This is a genomic window from Methyloceanibacter superfactus, assembly GCF_001723305.1.
Classification (GTDB): domain Bacteria; phylum Pseudomonadota; class Alphaproteobacteria; order Rhizobiales; family Methyloligellaceae; genus Methyloceanibacter; species Methyloceanibacter superfactus.
This window is the reverse complement of record NZ_LPWF01000009.1, coordinates 1-15,786: the sequence shown is the minus strand read 5'-3', so window position 1 is coordinate 15,786 and position 15,786 is coordinate 1. Positions and strand designations below refer to the sequence as shown.

15 protein-coding genes and 1 pseudogene are annotated in these 15,786 nt (G+C 63.0%); 11 read left to right on the top strand and 5 right to left on the bottom strand.

The annotated features are described in order from the left end of the window. The first annotated feature begins 101 nt into the window (after positions 1-101). From AUC69_RS03225 to AUC69_RS03200, 9 genes are all read left to right on the top strand, one after another. Complete coding sequence (locus AUC69_RS03225; RefSeq protein ID WP_069440888.1) at positions 102-2,294, top strand: oxidoreductase; 2,193 nt, start codon at positions 102-104, stop codon at positions 2,292-2,294. 152 nt (positions 2,295-2,446) lie between these two features. Continuing rightward, complete coding sequence (locus AUC69_RS18190) at positions 2,447-3,526, top strand: hypothetical protein (RefSeq protein WP_244500066.1); 1,080 nt, start codon at positions 2,447-2,449, stop codon at positions 3,524-3,526. Further along, positions 3,424-4,671, top strand: coding sequence for a (Fe-S)-binding protein (locus AUC69_RS18185; protein WP_244500065.1), 1,248 nt, complete (start codon positions 3,424-3,426; stop codon positions 4,669-4,671). Before AUC69_RS18190 ends, AUC69_RS18185 begins: the two co-directional genes overlap by 103 nt. Before the next feature lie 10 nt (positions 4,672-4,681). Continuing rightward, positions 4,682-6,025 carry a hypothetical protein gene (locus AUC69_RS03215; protein ID WP_158007993.1) on the top strand — a complete coding sequence of 448 codons (1,344 nt, stop codon included), beginning with the start codon at positions 4,682-4,684 and terminating at the stop codon, positions 6,023-6,025. Between the two features lie 41 nt (positions 6,026-6,066). Continuing rightward, positions 6,067-6,861, top strand: a complete 795-nt coding sequence (locus AUC69_RS03210) for an electron transfer flavoprotein subunit beta/FixA family protein (protein ID WP_069440886.1) — start codon at positions 6,067-6,069, stop codon at positions 6,859-6,861. Further along, a complete protein-coding gene (locus AUC69_RS18180; protein WP_244500064.1) occupies positions 6,858-7,043 on the top strand; it encodes a hypothetical protein in 186 nt (61 codons plus the stop codon). Before AUC69_RS03210 ends, AUC69_RS18180 begins: the two co-directional genes overlap by 4 nt. Continuing rightward, positions 7,040-7,822 (top strand): electron transfer flavoprotein subunit alpha/FixB family protein, encoded by a 783-nt coding sequence (locus tag AUC69_RS03205; protein WP_244500063.1) that lies wholly within the window; start codon positions 7,040-7,042, stop codon positions 7,820-7,822. Before AUC69_RS18180 ends, AUC69_RS03205 begins: the two co-directional genes overlap by 4 nt. Before the next feature lie 15 nt (positions 7,823-7,837). After that, entirely contained in the window at positions 7,838-8,008 is a 171-nt protein-coding gene (locus AUC69_RS17270) for a hypothetical protein (RefSeq protein WP_158007992.1), read from the top strand. Further along, positions 7,984-8,556, top strand: coding sequence for a type 1 glutamine amidotransferase (locus AUC69_RS03200; RefSeq protein ID WP_083239039.1), 573 nt, complete (start codon positions 7,984-7,986; stop codon positions 8,554-8,556). Before AUC69_RS17270 ends, AUC69_RS03200 begins: the two co-directional genes overlap by 25 nt. A gap of 19 nt (positions 8,557-8,575) precedes the next feature. On the opposite strand, the gene AUC69_RS03195 is transcribed toward AUC69_RS03200, so the two are convergent. Beyond that, complete coding sequence (locus AUC69_RS03195; RefSeq protein WP_069440885.1) at positions 8,576-9,988, bottom strand: sensor domain-containing diguanylate cyclase; 1,413 nt, start codon at positions 9,986-9,988, stop codon at positions 8,576-8,578. Positions 9,989-10,226: 238 nt separating this feature from the next. Here AUC69_RS03195 and AUC69_RS03190 point away from each other — a divergent pair, with 238 nt between their 5' ends. Continuing rightward, entirely contained in the window at positions 10,227-10,922 is a 696-nt protein-coding gene (locus AUC69_RS03190) for a TorF family putative porin (protein ID WP_141700557.1), read from the top strand. Positions 10,923-11,167: 245 nt separating this feature from the next. On the opposite strand, the gene narL is transcribed toward AUC69_RS03190, so the two are convergent. Both narL and AUC69_RS03180 read right to left on the bottom strand, forming a co-directional pair. Then, a complete protein-coding gene (gene narL, locus AUC69_RS03185) occupies positions 11,168-11,809 on the bottom strand; it encodes a two-component system response regulator NarL (protein WP_069440883.1) in 642 nt (213 codons plus the stop codon). Then, positions 11,806-12,969 (bottom strand): histidine kinase, encoded by a 1,164-nt coding sequence (locus AUC69_RS03180; protein WP_158007991.1) that lies wholly within the window; start codon positions 12,967-12,969, stop codon positions 11,806-11,808. Before AUC69_RS03180 ends, narL begins: the two co-directional genes overlap by 4 nt. 369 nt (positions 12,970-13,338) lie before the next feature. On the opposite strand from AUC69_RS03180, the gene AUC69_RS03175 reads away from it, so the two are divergent. Beyond that, complete coding sequence (locus AUC69_RS03175; RefSeq protein ID WP_069440881.1) at positions 13,339-13,929, top strand: helix-turn-helix domain-containing protein; 591 nt, start codon at positions 13,339-13,341, stop codon at positions 13,927-13,929. A 56-nt stretch (positions 13,930-13,985) separates the two neighbouring features. Here AUC69_RS03175 and AUC69_RS03170 read toward each other — a convergent pair whose 3' ends face one another. Together AUC69_RS03170 and ribA are read right to left on the bottom strand one after the other, a co-directional pair. Continuing rightward, on the bottom strand, positions 13,986-14,777 hold the full coding sequence (locus tag AUC69_RS03170; protein WP_069440880.1) for a universal stress protein: 792 nt from the start codon (positions 14,775-14,777) through the stop codon (positions 13,986-13,988). 92 nt (positions 14,778-14,869) lie between these two features. Continuing rightward, positions 14,870-15,759 (bottom strand): annotated as a pseudogene (gene ribA, locus AUC69_RS18175) (GTP cyclohydrolase II). Positions 15,760-15,786 lie beyond the last annotated feature (27 nt).

Sequence of the window (15,786 nt, the reverse complement as noted above, 5' to 3'; positions counted from 1 at the left end):
GATGAGCGCTGGGCGAACTGTGCCGAGGCTTGGCGGGATGAGGGCGGTTGGGTGGAGCCAGCTTCGCCGCAGCAAGATCAATAAATGAGGAGGTGCACTCCATGGCGAGTGACTCGAAATACGACATTCTCTTCGAGCCCATCAAGGTGGGACCCAAGACACTACGCAACCGCTTCTATCAGGTGCCGCATTGCATCGGCGCGGGCTCGGACAAGCCGGGCTTCCAGGCCGCGCATCGCTCGCTGAAGGCGGAAGGCGGCTGGGCGGGCATCAACACGGAATATTGCTCGATCCATCCGGAATCGGACGACTGCCATCGCCTGTCGGCGCGCATCTGGGATGAAGGCGACGTGCGCAATTTGCGCGCCATGACCGACCATATCCATGAGCATGGCGCCCTTGCCGGAATCGAGATGTGGTACGGCTCGTCCCATGCCCCTTGCATGGAGTCGCGCTGCACCTCTTACGGTCCGAGCCAGTACAACTCCGAATACGAGAACATGACCTATTGTCATCAGGCCGACTATAATGACATCAACCGCCTGCAACAGATGTATGTCGACGCCGGTTTGCGCGCCCGGGACGCGGGCTTCGACATCGTCTACGTCTACGGCGCGCATTCCTACCTGCCGCTGCAGTTTCTCTCTCCCTACTACAATAAGCGCACCGACAAATATGGCGGCTCGCTGGAGAACCGCGCGCGCTTCTGGCTCGAGACGCTCGAGAAGGTGAAGAACGCGGTCGGCCAGGATTGTGCAATCGCCACCCGCTTCGCCGTGGACACGCTCTATGGCGACGCCGGTGTCGAAGTGGAGGTGGACGGCATCAAATTCGTCGAGATGGCGGACCCTCTGGTCGACCTATGGGACGTGAATGTCGGCGATATCGCCGAGTGGGGCGAGGACGCCGGTCCCTCCAGGTTCTATCGTCAGGGCCACCAGATTCCCTGGCAGAAGCATATCAAGGCGGTCTCGAAGAAGCCTGTCCTCGGTGTCGGCCGCTTCACCGATGCGGAGAAGATGGCCGAGGTGATCCGCGCCGGTCATCTCGACATCATCGGCGCCGCGCGCCCGAGCATCTCCGACCCGTTCCTGCCGACCAAGATCAAAGAGGGGCGGATCGACGACATCCGCGTCTGCATCGGCTGCAATGTCTGCATCTCCCGCTGGGAGATCGGCGGCCCGCCGTTCATCTGCACGCAGAATGCAACGGCCGGCGAGGAGTACCGCCGCGGCTGGCATCCCGAGAAATTCCCCAAGAAGGGCTCGGACGATTCGATCCTCGTGGTCGGCGCGGGACCGTCCGGCGCCGAAGCCGCCCGGGTTCTCATGGAGCGGGGCTATACGGTCCATCTCGTGGACAAGGCCGACAAGATCGGCGGCTGCGTCAACACCATCGCGACCCTGCCGGGTCTCGGCGAGTGGAGCTATCACCGCGACTATCGCGAGACCCAGCTCAACAAGCTGGCCAAGAAGAACAAGGATTCGCAGATCGCGCTCGGCGGCAAGGCGATGACCGTGGACGACGCCCTAGATTACGGCGCCGACAAGATCATCGTGGCCACCGGCTCCCATTGGAACACCGACGGCACCAGCGGCCTCACCCATGGGCCCGTCCCGGGGATCGACGCCAGCAAGGATTGGTGCGTCACGCCCGAGCAGATCTTCGAGGGCAAGAAGAAGATCGGCAAGAAGGTCGTCGTGCTCAACTGCGACTGGTACTTCATGGGGCCGAGCCTGGCGCAACGTCTTCGTGAGGCCGGCCACGACGTGACGATCGTGAACGGCGTGGAGATGGCGCGGTACATGGTGTTCACGCTCGAGCACCCGAACCTGCACCGTTGGCTGCACAACAACGACGTTCACACGATCGACGGCGTCTGGGCGTCGCGGGCCGAGGAAGGGCGGCTGGAGATCTATGACATCTTCGGCGACGGCTGGAAGCGGCAATATTCCGGTCCCGGAAAATTCCCGCGTGAGGAGAACAAGTCGCAGCGCTGGGTGGACTTCGACACCCTGGTGGTTGTGACCGGCCGCAGTTCGGACGACGATCTGTACCGGGGCTTGAAGGCCCGCAAGTCCGACTGGGACGCGAAAGGCATCAAGGGCGTCTACGTGATCGGCGATGCCTGGGCGCCCAAGCTGATTGCCGATGCAACCTTCGACGGACATCGCATCGCACGCGAGATCGAGGAAGCCGATCCTCAGCATCCGAAGCCCTATCGGCGCGAGGTCGCCGTGTGGGGCGCCCCGCACATGCCGGGCGGAACCTTCGAGATCGCCTACGAGGTCTAGCGCATCCGGACCCCGGGGCGGCACCATCCGCCTCGGGGTCTGCTGCGCCAGGAGAGTTACTCAAACTTCGACATGGGCAGGCTCACAGAACCACTTCATCCTCAAACCCTGCCTAGGCGGGGCCTGTCGGCAAATCCTCCAGAAGAGCGGCAGTGGACGCCTGGGGGGCAGCGTTGATCGAGGCGGCACAAAATCCGGAACAGGTGACACGCATCCTGTTCCAGGACTTCCCAACGTGGATGATCGCGTCGTTCTACGTCGTGGCCTTCACGGCCATCGGCGTGTTCCTCTACGGCTGCTACGTGGAGATCCGGAAATACCGGCGCGGCCGGCCGCTTTCGGCGGCTAATCTCTGGACGGGCATCGGGCGCATGGTCGAGGCGCTCCTGTCCCATCGCACCCTGAGGCGCCGCGACCCCGCTGCCGGGCGCAATCACGCCCTCATCTTCTTCGGCTTCGCCTTGCTGTTCATCGGCACGGCCACCATCACGCTCGAATACGACATCCTCGAGCCGATCGCCGGCGTGAAGTTTTGGTACGGCTCGTTCTACCTTTGGTTCTCGCTCGTCCTCGATGTCGCCGGCATCGCGCTCCTGATCGGCCTGGTCTACATGATGTATCGCCGCAATTGGATGCGGCTGCCGAAGCTCGACTACCAGCGTCCCGACCGCCAGCCTGGCGACCCCGACTATGGCCGCGATGGCTACCGGCGTGAGGACTGGCTGTTTCTCTGGGCCCTCGTGCTTCTCGGCGTCACCGGCTTTCTCTTGGAGGCGAGCCGGCTGGTTTGGCTCGAATCGGACCCGACCGTTTGGGACTACCGCTGGTGGTCGCCAGTCGGCGCGGTGACCGCCTATGTCTACAAGGGGCTCGGGCTAGGCGCCGCGGGTGCCGGCGAGCTACGGATCGGGCTTTGGTGGTTCCACGGACTTCTGGCGCTCGCCTTCATCGCCGTTATCCCCTTTACCAAGGCGAAGCACATCTTCACCGCCATGGCGTCTCTGGCTCTGCGCGATCCGAAGCCCGCCGCGCATCTGCCGGAAGCCGATCTCACCGCCAAGACCGTGGGGGCGGAGAAGATCACGGACTTCACCTGGAAGCAGCTCCTGAACTTCGATGCCTGCACCAAATGTGGCGCTGCCATGAAGCCTGCCCTGCCAGGGCCACCGGGTTCCCCCTGTCGCCGCGCGACCTCATCCTCACTCTGCGCGAGCTCGCCAACGACACGCTAGAGGGCATCAAGCTCCCACCGCCCAATCTGCTGGCGGCCATCGGGGACGGCGTCAACCAGGTGCGCCCCGAGACTCTATGGTCCTGCCGCACCTGCGCCGCCTGCGTGGAGATTTGTCCCGTCGGCATCGAGCACGTGCCGGTCATCGTCGAGATGCGGCGGTCGCTCGTCGACGCGAGCCAGATGGAAGCGACTCTGCAAAAGGCGCTGCAGAACATCCACAACAAGGGGAACTCGCTCGGCGAGAACAAGCGCAAGCGCCCGGCCTGGACCAAGAAGCTCGACTTCGAGATCAAGGACGCGCGGGCCGAGAAGGTCGACGTGCTCTGGTTCGTCGGCGACTTCGCGTCCTTCGACCCGCGCTATCAAAAAGTGTCCCAGGCCTTCGCCCGGATCCTGCATCGCGCCGGCGTGGATTTCGGCATTCTCTACGAAGCCGAGATGAATGCCGGCAACGACGTGCGCCGGGTCGGCGAGGAGGGGCTGTTCCAGCACCTAGCCGAGTCGAATATCGAGACGCTCAAGGAATGCGACTTCGAGCGCATCGTGACGACCGATCCGCATTCCTACAACACGATCAAGAACGAGTACCCGGACTTCGAGGGCAACTTCGAGATCGAGCATGCCAGCGCCATGATCCAGCGCATGCTGGCCGATGGCAAGATCGAGCTGAAGAAGACCCTGGATTATCGCGTCACCTATCACGACCCCTGTCATTTGGGACGTCTGAACAAGGGCTACGATCCGCCGCGCGAGTCGATCCGCATGCTGGGCGCCGATCTCGTCGAGATGGAGCGCTCCCGCGACAATTCTTTCTGCTGCGGCGCCGGCGGCGGCCGGATCTGGATCCCAGACCCGACCGACAAGGAGAAGCCCTCGGAGAACCGGGCGCGCGAAGCCGCGCGGATCGATGGGTTGGACGTGCTCGTGGTCAACTGCCCGAAATGCATGAACATGTTCGAGGACGCGCGCAAGTCGACCGGCAACGAGGAGACCTTCCGCGTCATGGAGCTCATCGAGCTCGTCGAGGAGTGCATGGATCTCGGTGACGGTGCGGCAACGGATGGTGCGGAGACGGATAGCGCGGACGAGGCTGTTCCCCCGGACGTTCCGTCGGCTCTCCCACACGCGACTCACGGTGTCTGACGAGGTGGTCATGAGCCTTTTGACGCGCGCGCTCCAATCCGGAGACGAGTATTTGGCGGCCGCGGTGCACCCGGCGGTGCTGCCGACGCAGCGGCAATCCCTGGAGAAGCTGCTCTTCGCCACGTCTCGCGGAAAGCGGCAGCTTGCCGCGGCCCCTTACGCGCCGGCGTCACTGCTTGAGGCCCTCGCGTCGGACGACGATCCCAAAGTGCGGATCAGGGTTGCGCGCAATCCGTCCACGCCCGCCCGGGCGCTTGGCCGTCTCGCGGGCGGGGATGCCTCCACCGCGCTGCTGAGCGCGATCGCCGCGCACAAGAACGCCGAGCCCGCCATTCTCGCCGTCATGCAAGGAATGGAATCGCCGGACATCCGCGCCGCCCTCTGCGGCAATCCGAAGACGCCCCTAAAGACTCTCCGCGCCTTGCTGCCGGCAGCAACCCTCGCCGAGCGTAAAATCCTGGCCGGCAATCCCAATGCCGACGCGGCAATGCTGCGAGATCTGTGGGACAGCGGGGACATTTATGTTCGGGCCGAGGTCGCGGCGCATCCGGCGGCGGGGCCCGGCCTCATGGACGAGGCGAAGCGGAGCCTCGACCCGCTGGTTCGGCGGATGCTGGCGGCGAACCCGGCGGTGACGCAAGACACGCTCGTGGCCTTGCTCAGCGATCCCGAGGCCGCCGTCCGGGCGGCGGCCGTGCGCCATCTTGCGCCCGACGACCATGCGCCGGAGCGGCTGGCGTCGGATCCATCGTCGACGGTGAGGCGCGCGGAAGCCCGCCACTTCACCTTGCCGGCCTCGGCGGCGGCGCGGCTGGCGGGAGATCGCGATCATTGGGTGCGCCGTTGGCTGGCGCGCAATCCCGGAACGCCCGACTTCGTTCTCAGGAGGCTTGCATCCGATCCGGAGAGCGAGGTGAGACGGGGCGTGGGCCGCAACCGGTCTTGCGCCGTCGATCTCTTGCGGGAGCTTGCGCAAGACCCCGTGCCTTGGGTGCGGGCGGGCGTGGCGCTGCGCGAAGATGCGCCGGTCGACATTCTCCATCGCCTTGGAGAGCAGAGCGACATCGATGTGATTTCCGCGGTTGGACGCAACGCGCGAACCCCGCCGTCAATTCTCGAGCGCATCGTGCGGCATGAGAACGCCGATGTTCGCCGCGCCGTCATCCTCAACAAGCGCGCGCCCCGTTCCGCGCTCGAGGCCGTGCTCGAAGATCCCTATCCCCTGAACCGGGCGTTGCTCGCCCGGCATCCCAGCCTGAGTTTCGCGGACTTGGAAACCATGTTGCGCGATCCGGAGCCGCAGGTGCGCTTCACCGCCGCGGATGCGTTGGTCAAGCGGCCGCGCCCCAACTGAATGAAAGACGCAAGACTGCAGAACGCAATGGAGTGGAACTGATGAAGATTCTGGTGCCGGTAAAGCAGATCTCGGTGGTCGACGAGGACTTCGAGCTGCGTGCTGACGGCAAGGATGTCGATCCCGACTATCTCGACACCGAAGCCAACGAGTGGGACGACTATTCCTACGAGGCGGCTCTTGAGATCATGGAAGCCGCGGACGGCGATGTCGAGGTGGTCCCGGTCACGGTCGGACCCGACGACGCGGAGGACGTCCTGCGCCGCTGCCTCGCCAAGGGCGGTGACAGAGGCATCCGTGTCTGGGACGACGACCTCGTGGACGCGACGCCTGCGGCGATCGCCAAGGTGCTGGCCAAGGTCGTCGCCAAGGAGCAGCCGGATCTCGTCTTCACCGGAACGCTGTCGTCCGATCGCTCTTTCGCGCAAACGGGCGTCAGCCTCGCCGCGGAGCTCGGCTGGCCTCATGTGGCCGTCGTTACCGGCATCGATTGGAAGCCGGGCGATCCGAAAGCCACGCTCAAGCGCGAGCTCGAAGGCGGGCTCATCGAGGAGGTCTCCGTGGAATGCCCGGCCGTGCTGACCATCCAGCTCGGCATCAACACGCCGCGCTATGCCTCGCTCCGGGGCGTCAAGCAGGCGAAGGAAAAGCCCGTGCAGGAGTGGTCGTTGGCCGACCTCGGACTCACCGGCGCGGAGCTTGCCGCGGGCGCCTCTTTCCGGGTGCGCCGCATGTATAAGCCGGAGACGGGCCGGGCGGAGCTGATTGAAGGAACCACTGCGGAGCAGGCCGCGCGTCTGGCCGCCATTATCAACGAACTGAGGGGGGCGGCATGACCGGCGAAATTTTGGTCGCTGTGGAGCATCGCCAGGGCGCATTGAGCCCGGCGAGCCTAGAAACCATTGCGGCGGCGATCGAGCTCAAGGGAGACACAGATCGGTCGATCGCCGTGGCGGTGATCGCGGAGAAGCCCGATGATTTCGTCGCGCAGGTCAGCAAGGCTGGCGTCGACGAGTGATCAAGGTGGCCGTGCCCGTCGCGTCCTTCCAAAGCGACGTCTACGAGGCCGCGGTCCTGGCGCTTGCCGAGGCCCGCAAGCCTGCCGTCATCCTGTTTCCGCACTCCGTGGACACTTGGGGCTATGCGCCGGCGGTGGCGATGCGCGGCGGGTTCGGCTGTGCCACGGACGTCATCGACGTCAAATACGACGGCGGCGATCTCGTCGCGGTCCGTGCCGTCTACGCCGAGAAACTTCACATGGAGGTGGATTTCCCCGAGCGCGAGACGGTGGTCCTGACCGTCCGCACCAATGTCTTTAAGCCGACCGAAGCGGACGGGAGCCCGGCGGTCAGCGAGTTCGCGGCGCCGCAAACCCAAGCGCGCACCGAGCACATCACCTATATCGAGCCGGAGCAGACCGGCGACGTGGATATTTCGCAGGCGGAATATATGCTCTCGGTGGGCCGTGGCGTCGGCGAGGAGGAGAATGTCGAGCAGTTCAAGGAGCTCGCCGATTCCCTCGGCTTCACCTTGGGATGCTCAAGGCCGATCGCCGACAATGGCTGGCTGCCGAAATCGCGGCAGGTGGGCCAATCCGGCAAGACAGTGGTCAAGTGCAAGGTGTATGTGGCAATGGGAATCTCTGGCTCCGTTCAGCACATGGCGGGGATGAAGCACGTGCCCAGCATCATTGCGATCAACAAGGATGCCGAGGCATCGATCTTCACCATTGCCAAGTATGGCGTCGTGGGCGACATGTTCGAGATCGCCGAAGAGCTTCGCGGCCACTTCTCATAGCGGAAGACTATTTGCATGAAGCCGGTCAGGATTTTCCAGCACGAAGGCTGGATCGGCGGCGGCCGCGTCCTTGAAACGCTGACGCAGCGGGATATGCCGTTCGAGATCGTCTCGATCGAAAGCGGCGATCCGGTGCCGGCGCCGTCGATGACGTCTCGGCGATGGTCTTCCTTGGCGGCACCATGAGCGTGAACGATCCGCTGCCATGGATCGAGGACGAGCTGTCTCTCATTCGTCAAGGGCAGGCGAGGGGAATGCCGATGCTCGGTCACTGCCTCGGCTCGCAACTCATCAGCAAGGCGCTGGGTGGCACCGTCGCGCCGATGCCGGCAAAGGAGATTGGGTGGCATACGGTGACGCGCAGCGAGAGATCGGGCGCCGATGCGTGGTTAGGCGATGTCCCGGACCAATTCGATATCCTGATTTGGCATCACGATGCCTTCACCCTGCCGCCCGGCGCCGACCCGTTATACTCAAGTCCATTCTGCCCGGATCAGGCCTTCGTTCTCGGCAACACCTTGGCGACGGTCGCGCATATCGAGGTCACCGCGCCGTTGCTGCGGGAATGGCTCAGCATTTACGGGCACGACATCGCGCCGGTATCGGCATCGGTCCAAGACATCGAACAGATCCGCCATCGTCTCGACGAGCGCGTGCAGGAGATGCACGACACCCTGACCGATCGTCTTTACGACCGTTGGTTAGCGCGCCTGCCGGAGCATGAGTCTCGATAGAAGTGAAAATCCGGCGGCGTTAGCGTTTCGCCGACGTGCTGCGGCGCTTCTTTAGGCCTTCGCCCATGTCGGCGACCTCGACCCGGCCGATCCCTGCGTTCCGGGCGCGCGCCGCGGCCGTCGAGGCGAAGTGAACCACGTCCTCAGCCGACTCGTCTCCCGTCAGCCCCGTCACCGCGCCGATGCTGGTCGTCAAGAACATCTCGCTGCTGCCGTCGACGACGGGTGCACGAAGCTCTTGCCGGATCTTCCCGGCAAGGTCCTTGGCATTGACATTGTCATCGCCAACGGCGCCTTCGTGCAGAACGGCGAACTCGTTGCGATTCCAAAGACAGAGAGAATCGACGGGGCTCAATACTGAGTCGATGCGCCGGCCCACGTCAAAAAGCGCGCGCTCTCTGGAGTTGACGGCGAGCGTCTCGCGCCATTTTGCGAACTGATCGAGATGGACGACAAGCACGATAAAGTCGTCGGACGGGTTGAGCTTCATCCGGCGCAAGGCCATCTCGAGACGATCCAAAAACAACGTCTGAGTTGGCAGGTGAGTCTCGGGATCGTAAAGGCTGTCGCTCCTCAGTCGAAGCTGCTCATGTCGCTCGCGCGTGATGTCGGTGATAAAACCCTCGACACCGAGCAACTCGCCGCTGGTGGAGAAATTTCCCCGGCCACGCTCGAGAACCCATTTCTCCTCGCCGCGCGCCGTGCGGATCCGGTACATCAGCTCGAAGGGGCGATGCTCGCGCAACGAAGCCTGAACGTTCTCCCAGACTTGCTCTTGGTCTTCCGGGACGATCAGATCGGCATAGGTGAGACGCTCGCTGTTGACGACAGCTTCCGGTGGATAGCCGGTCAGCACCTCACACCCCTTGCTCATATATTCCATGGTCCACTGCCGGTTGTTGCGGCATCGGTAGACGAGACCCGGCAGGTTATTGATCAACGTCTCCAGGGTACGATGGCTCGCTTCCTTGAGACCCTCCGCCTGCACGCGGCTGCCGACGTCGGACAGCGTGCCGACAAAGCCCATGCAGCGTCCGTTGTCCGCCACGACAGCCTGCGCGCCCGCTTCCAAGTGAATGGTCTCGCCGGAGCTCGTGAGGAAGCGCAGGACAAGGGCGGCGGTCCGCTGCGGGTCGTGCTTGCGCGCATCCAGGAAGCGCAGCCAGCGCTCCTGGTCCTGCGGGTGCAGATAGGAGGACTGCGGCAATGTCCGCGTCTCTTGGAGAGAGAAGCCGGTAAGACGCGCCCACGCCGCGTTGACGTATCGCAACGTCCCATTCGGATCTGTCACGAAGACGACAGTGTCGATGGCATCGAGAAGAGGCGCGATGAGCGGGGTGGAGGCCGGACCGGAATCGCTCGTCAGGCTGGTCGTCAACTCGTCACTTTCGACCAGGATTTCGGTCAGGAGCTCAATTCGCGCGGTCGCCATGGTTTCGGAGCTTCGATCTACTGTGTTGATTGCCCAGTGAACGCTTCAAAGGGCGTGTCGGCAAGTTCCATCTAGGAAATAGACCCAGTCGAGCCTCCAAGCAAGAGAGCCTAACTGCTACTTTGTAGGTAGTTCGCGTTCCCATTATGCAACATCGAAGTAATAAGATGAGAAGTTACTACCTAGTGGGTAGTGCCAGACTCAGTCGCCCCGCCTATTCTTAACAAGAGTTTAAGGGGTGGATCAGGCCCGTCGGGGGATTCAATTCTCGCGGGTGCAAACAAAACTGGGGGACTGCAGAATGCTACGGGGCAAACTAACACGGGAACTGATCGTTTCGTCTGTCTTTGGTGCCGCGCTAACCATTGGATTGGCGCTTCCTGCTCAGGCGGGCGACAACGAGATCGCACTCTCGGCGACGACCAATTTCACTACCGATTATGTGTTCCGCGGCATCTCGCAGACGAGAGAGGGCCCGGCGGCGCAGGCGGAATTCGATCTGACTTACGGCATCTTCTATGCCGGTATCTGGGGATCCAATGTCGATTTCGGCGGCAGCGGATTTGGCGACGACATCGCCAGCATCGAGATCGACTACTATGCCGGCATCGCGCCGACTTGGCAGGGCATCAGCTTCGACATCGCCGGTCTGTACTACACCTATCCTGGCGCCTACGATCCGGCCGGCAACTTCGACTATTTCGAGCTGAAGACCGGCGCGTCCTACACCTTCAATGAGGCGCTGACTCTGGGCGTTGCCAACTACTGGTCGCCCGAGTTCTTTGGCGAGACCGGCGACGCGACGCGCTCGAGCTCTCGGCCGAATACGCGTTCTCTGGCAAGCTGTTCAATTTCTTCTCGCCCAGCGTCAGCGGCGGGCTCGGTTGGCAGTGGACGGAATTCTCCGACTACACCTTCTGGAATGCCGGCCTGACACTTGGCTTCATGGAGAATTGGTCGGCTGACATTCGCTACTGGGATACCGACTTCAGCGACGCGGGGTGTGCCGGCTTTAGCGGGTTCACGAACACCTGCGATGCGCGGGTGGTCGGCTCCATCTCGGCGGTTTTCTAGGACTTTCTCCAGACTACTAAAGCCTGTCCTAACTAAAGGGCGCCGCTCGCGCGCCCTTTTTTTATGGGCGCGGGTACGGCGGGCGGGCCGGCAGATCGCGATTTGTCAGGAGTTCGTGAGGGCCCAGACGGCCGCTTCGAGGCGCGATTGAAGATTGAGCTTCCGCAGCAAATTCTTCACATGCACCTTTACCGTGCCGTCGCTGATGTCGAGCTCGCGGGCGATGTGCTTGTTGCTCTTGCCCGCGGCGATCAGACGAAGAATCTGCCGCTCACGCGTCGTCAGGCATTCCTCGTTTGTCGGTGGGGCGGGGGTCCCGCCGCGCATGGCGCCCACGAGCATGCTCATGAGAGGCTCGGTGAAGACGGTCTCGCCCCGTGCGGCCTGCCGCAGCTTGTCCAGGATCTCCTCCGGCTCCGAGCCCTTGAGGAGATAGCCTTCGGCGCCCGCCCGTACCGCCCTGACGAAATCCTGCTCCGCGTCCGAGACGGTGAGCATGATGACATGCGTGTCCAACCCGGATTCCTTGATTTGCTTGAGCGCATCCAGGCCGTTGCTGTCGCGCATATGCAGATCCATCAGCACCAGGTCGGGCTTGAGGGACGCCGCCATGGAGACGCCTTCGCTGGAGGAAGCCGCCTCGCCAACCACCTCGAAATCCGGTTGAGCTGCAATAAGTTGGGCCACGCCGCAGCGAAACAGGGGGTGGTCGTCGACCAAGAGAACGGTGCAGGATTCCGTGTTCATGCCGAACCCTCGAACTGGGAACCAGCCGGGAAGTGAGCTCCGTTCACGGGACAAAGAACGTAGATACGCGTACCGCCGCCTTCGCGGTCCTCCACCCGCAACGTGCCGCCGAGATTGCGTGCCCGTTCTTGCATGATGATGAGTCCGTGGTGCGGCTCGGTCTCCCGCATCGCCTCTCTCATCCCGATGCCGTTATCGTCGACGCCGAGATAGACCGTGCCGTCGTGCTTGAGGCGCACCGACACCCAGCAATAATTGGCATGCGAGTGACGAACGACATTGCACAACGCTTCGCGAAGAATCAGCAGGAGCTGCATCTCGTCGGCGACCGTAAGCTTGCCCGCCGGCAGACGATTGTCGAGATCGAAGGCGACCGAGCTGCGCCGCTCGAATTCCTCGATAGAGTCCTCCAGAGCCTGGGCAAACGTCTTCCCGTGCATGGTCAGCCGGAAAGTCGTGATTAGCTCACGCAATTGCAGGTTGGCGGTACTGAGTGTGCTTCGCAGCTCTTGGAGCGCGGTGTCCACATTGGGAGCCTGCTCGCTCCCCTTCACCATTTGCTGCAGAAGGCTGACCTTGATTTTCAGGTACGACAGCGATTGTGCCAGAGAATCGTGGAGCTCGCGGGCAATGGCGGCGCGTTCCTCGCTCTGCGCGTTGCGCAGCTTCATCCGCGCGCAGCGTGCGCTGTAGAGAACGCCGGCCAGATAGTCGCCGTACTCGCGCAAGGATTCGGGCGCCGGCGGAGGCGCTTCGTGCTCCTCGCCAACAAGCCGCAGCACCAGCAGACCGTGACCGCACGATCCTTGGGCAAATCCTTGCGCCAAGATGGTCGACTTTGGCGCTTCGGGATCGCTGAAGGCCTCCGACTCGCCGCCGCTCCCGTCGGACCGATAGAGGTCGCACCGACGCACGACGCGCATCCAGCGATCCCGGTCGTCCGGGCCGATGGAGGCAAGCAGCACCAATTGGCGTCCGCTCTCGGTGCTGACGAAAATGGCGCCCGCCTGGGCCCCCGACAACTCGAGAATATGGGCCAGAACGAGGTTGAAAGGCTCTGCGGAATCCGGGTCCGCGAGCAGTTGGGTCAGGACCTTATGGAGCAAATCGATCGCACCGCGGGTGCCGCGCTTTGCGACGTCGTCGACCCGCAGCCGCACGGACGGCCTCCCCGCAATGGCGGGATTGGGGCCCTCATCGGCATTCACTTGCCGTTCCTTCCCCTCCATCTGGGTCGGGGAAAACGCCATCCTCATCTCACGCCCCGCACTGCTGCCTACATCGGACAGAGCCCTTCCGCTAACCTGGTGACGTAGCGGTTGCGATCGAACAGTGAGCCCAGCTCACTACCATTATTCAATACCATTGAATGATATTCATGGCCAGACGTTATGCTATTCGTTTATGGTGATCGGAAGCATTGTTGTGCAGTGCAACAGAAATGCCCGGCACATGGGGATAAAGAAATGGCCCTAGACAAGACGGAGGCCTCAGGATCGGAAGTATCTGTTGGAGATATTGACGAGGACTTGGGGCGAGGCGTTGCCGATGCGATCGGCGTCCAGGTGCGGAGCGCCCGCAACAAGCATGGCCTCACCGTGGCCAAGGTCGCGCAATTGACGGGCCTGTCTCCCGGCATGTTGTCGAAGATCGAGAACGGCAACGCTTTCCCGTCGCTTACCACGCTGCATGCCCTGTCGCGTGTGTTCAAGGTCCCGATGACCTACTTCTTCGAGACCTATCAGGAGACGCAAGGCTGTTGCTACGTGAAGAAGGATGGCGGGCTGTTCATCGAGAGCCGCGGATCCAAAGTTGGCCACCAATACCAGCTGCTGGGGCAGGGCGTCGGCACGGAAGTGTCGGTGGCACCCTATATGATCGAGCTCAACGACACCTCCGAGGTGTTTCCCCTGTTTCAGCATCCCGGGGTCGAGTTCATTCACATGCTCGAAGGCGAGGTCGTCTATCAGCACGGCGCCAAGCAGCATCATCTCTCGCCGGGCGACTCGCTCTTCTTCGAGGGCGGCACGGCGCATGGCCCGGCCAAGCTCGTCAAACTGCCGATCCGTTTCTTGTCGATCATCATGGAGCCGGGCCGGGACAATAACGGCCACCGCTAGGCGCTGCGGCGCTTGAGGGGAGGGCAACGCCTAAGGGCGCGGCCGAACCGCGTGCGCTAGTGCGACATGAGCACCGGCACGGTCATGGTCTCCATGATCGTGCGGGTCACCCCGCCAAGCACGGCCTCCCGGATACGGCTGTGATGGTAGCCGCCCATCACCATCATGTCCGCGCCGAGGTCGGAGGCCTGCGATAGTAGGAGATCGGCCGCGCTGACATCGGACCCAAGCGGAATACGGCGCACCTCAACATCGATGCCGTGCCGCGCAAGGTGGAGCGCAATGTCGGCGCCGGGCTCATCGCCATGGGAATTCGGCTTGTCGTCGATGGCGACGAGGATGACCACCTTTTTGGCATGGGTGAGGATCGGCAGCGCATCCGCCAAAGCGCGTGCGGCGGTACCGCTTGCGTCCCACGCGACCATGACCGTCTTGGGCGAAGGCTTCGACGTGCCGGCCCAAGGTACGATGAGCACCGGCCGGCCGCTCTGGAACAGAAGCTCCTGCAACAGCGCGCGCTGCAATCCGGCCGTCTCCCCCTTTTCCTCGGGCTGGCCGATGACAGCGAGATCCGTGTAGCGGACATGCACCGCCAGTTCCTCGGGTAGATCGCCGATCTTGCATTCGATCAGCCGTGTCTCCACGGAGAGACCGTGCCGCTTTCCCGTGCTGGCGAATTTTTCCAGCGTCTCCCGCGCTTCGTTGCGCAGTGCGTCAATCCCGAGTGGCGCATGACCGATCCCGATGACATGCGCCTTATGCGCCTCGGCCAGTCCAAAAGCATAGTCCATGCGTGCCGGGTTGGCCTTGGAGAGATCGACGTGAACGAGCAGGTCCTTGATGGTCATGAGTGCTCCCTCGGCAACTGAGACCTAGTTCGGTTGGGTGGATGTGCCTGATTTTCGGCGATGGAGCGCGGTCCGGAGGTAATAGCTTCTGATCATTGATCGACGTTCATGAGTCTGTCCTCAGCTCCGGCAACGTCGTCTTCCAACGTGTGCAGGTGGTGCCCGAGCTTGTCGCGCTTGGCACGCAGGTACCGGATGTTCGCTGGGTTCGGCGCAATTTCCAGCGGCACTTGCTCGACGACACGAAGGTCCTCGCTTGCGAGGGCATGCACCTTGCGCGGATTGTTGGTGAGCAGGCGTATGCGCCGCACGCCGAGAAAATGGAGGATCTGGGCCCCGATCGTGTAGTCGCGCAGGTCGGCCGGGAATCCGAGACGCAGATTGGCCTCGACCGTATCGAGCCCGTTGTCTTGCAGCCGATAGGCGCGCAGCTTGTTGGCGAGCCCAATGCCGCGCCCTTCCTGTCGCATATAGAGGAAGACACCGCGCCGGGACCGCGCCAGAATTCGAGAGCGGCATCGCGCTGTTCGCCGCAGTCGCAGCGCAACGAGTGAAACGCGTCGCCCGTCATGCATTCGGAGTGAAGACGGACCGTCACGGCATCGGTGACTGGCGCAGTTCCGGCATGAGACGGGTCCGGCATGCCCCGCGTGAGGGCGACATGTTCCGTGCCGTCGAGAATGCTGCGAAAGAGATGGAGTCGAAATGCCCCGTATCGCGTCGGCATCGGGACATCCAGCTCCAATGGCTCGATGAGTTGCTCGGTGCGGCGGCGGTGCGCCACGAGACTCTCGATCGTGCAAACCTTCAAGTCGTAGCGCCGGGCGAACTGGTGCAGCTGCGGCATGCGTGCCATCGAGCCGTCTTCGTTCATGATCTCGCAGATGACGCCCGCCTCGCGTGCACCGGCCAAGCGGGCCAGATCGACGATCCCCTCTGTATGGCCGGCGCGAACCAGGACGCCGCCTTCGCGCGCGCGCAAGGGAAACGAACGTGGACCGGGGCGGTG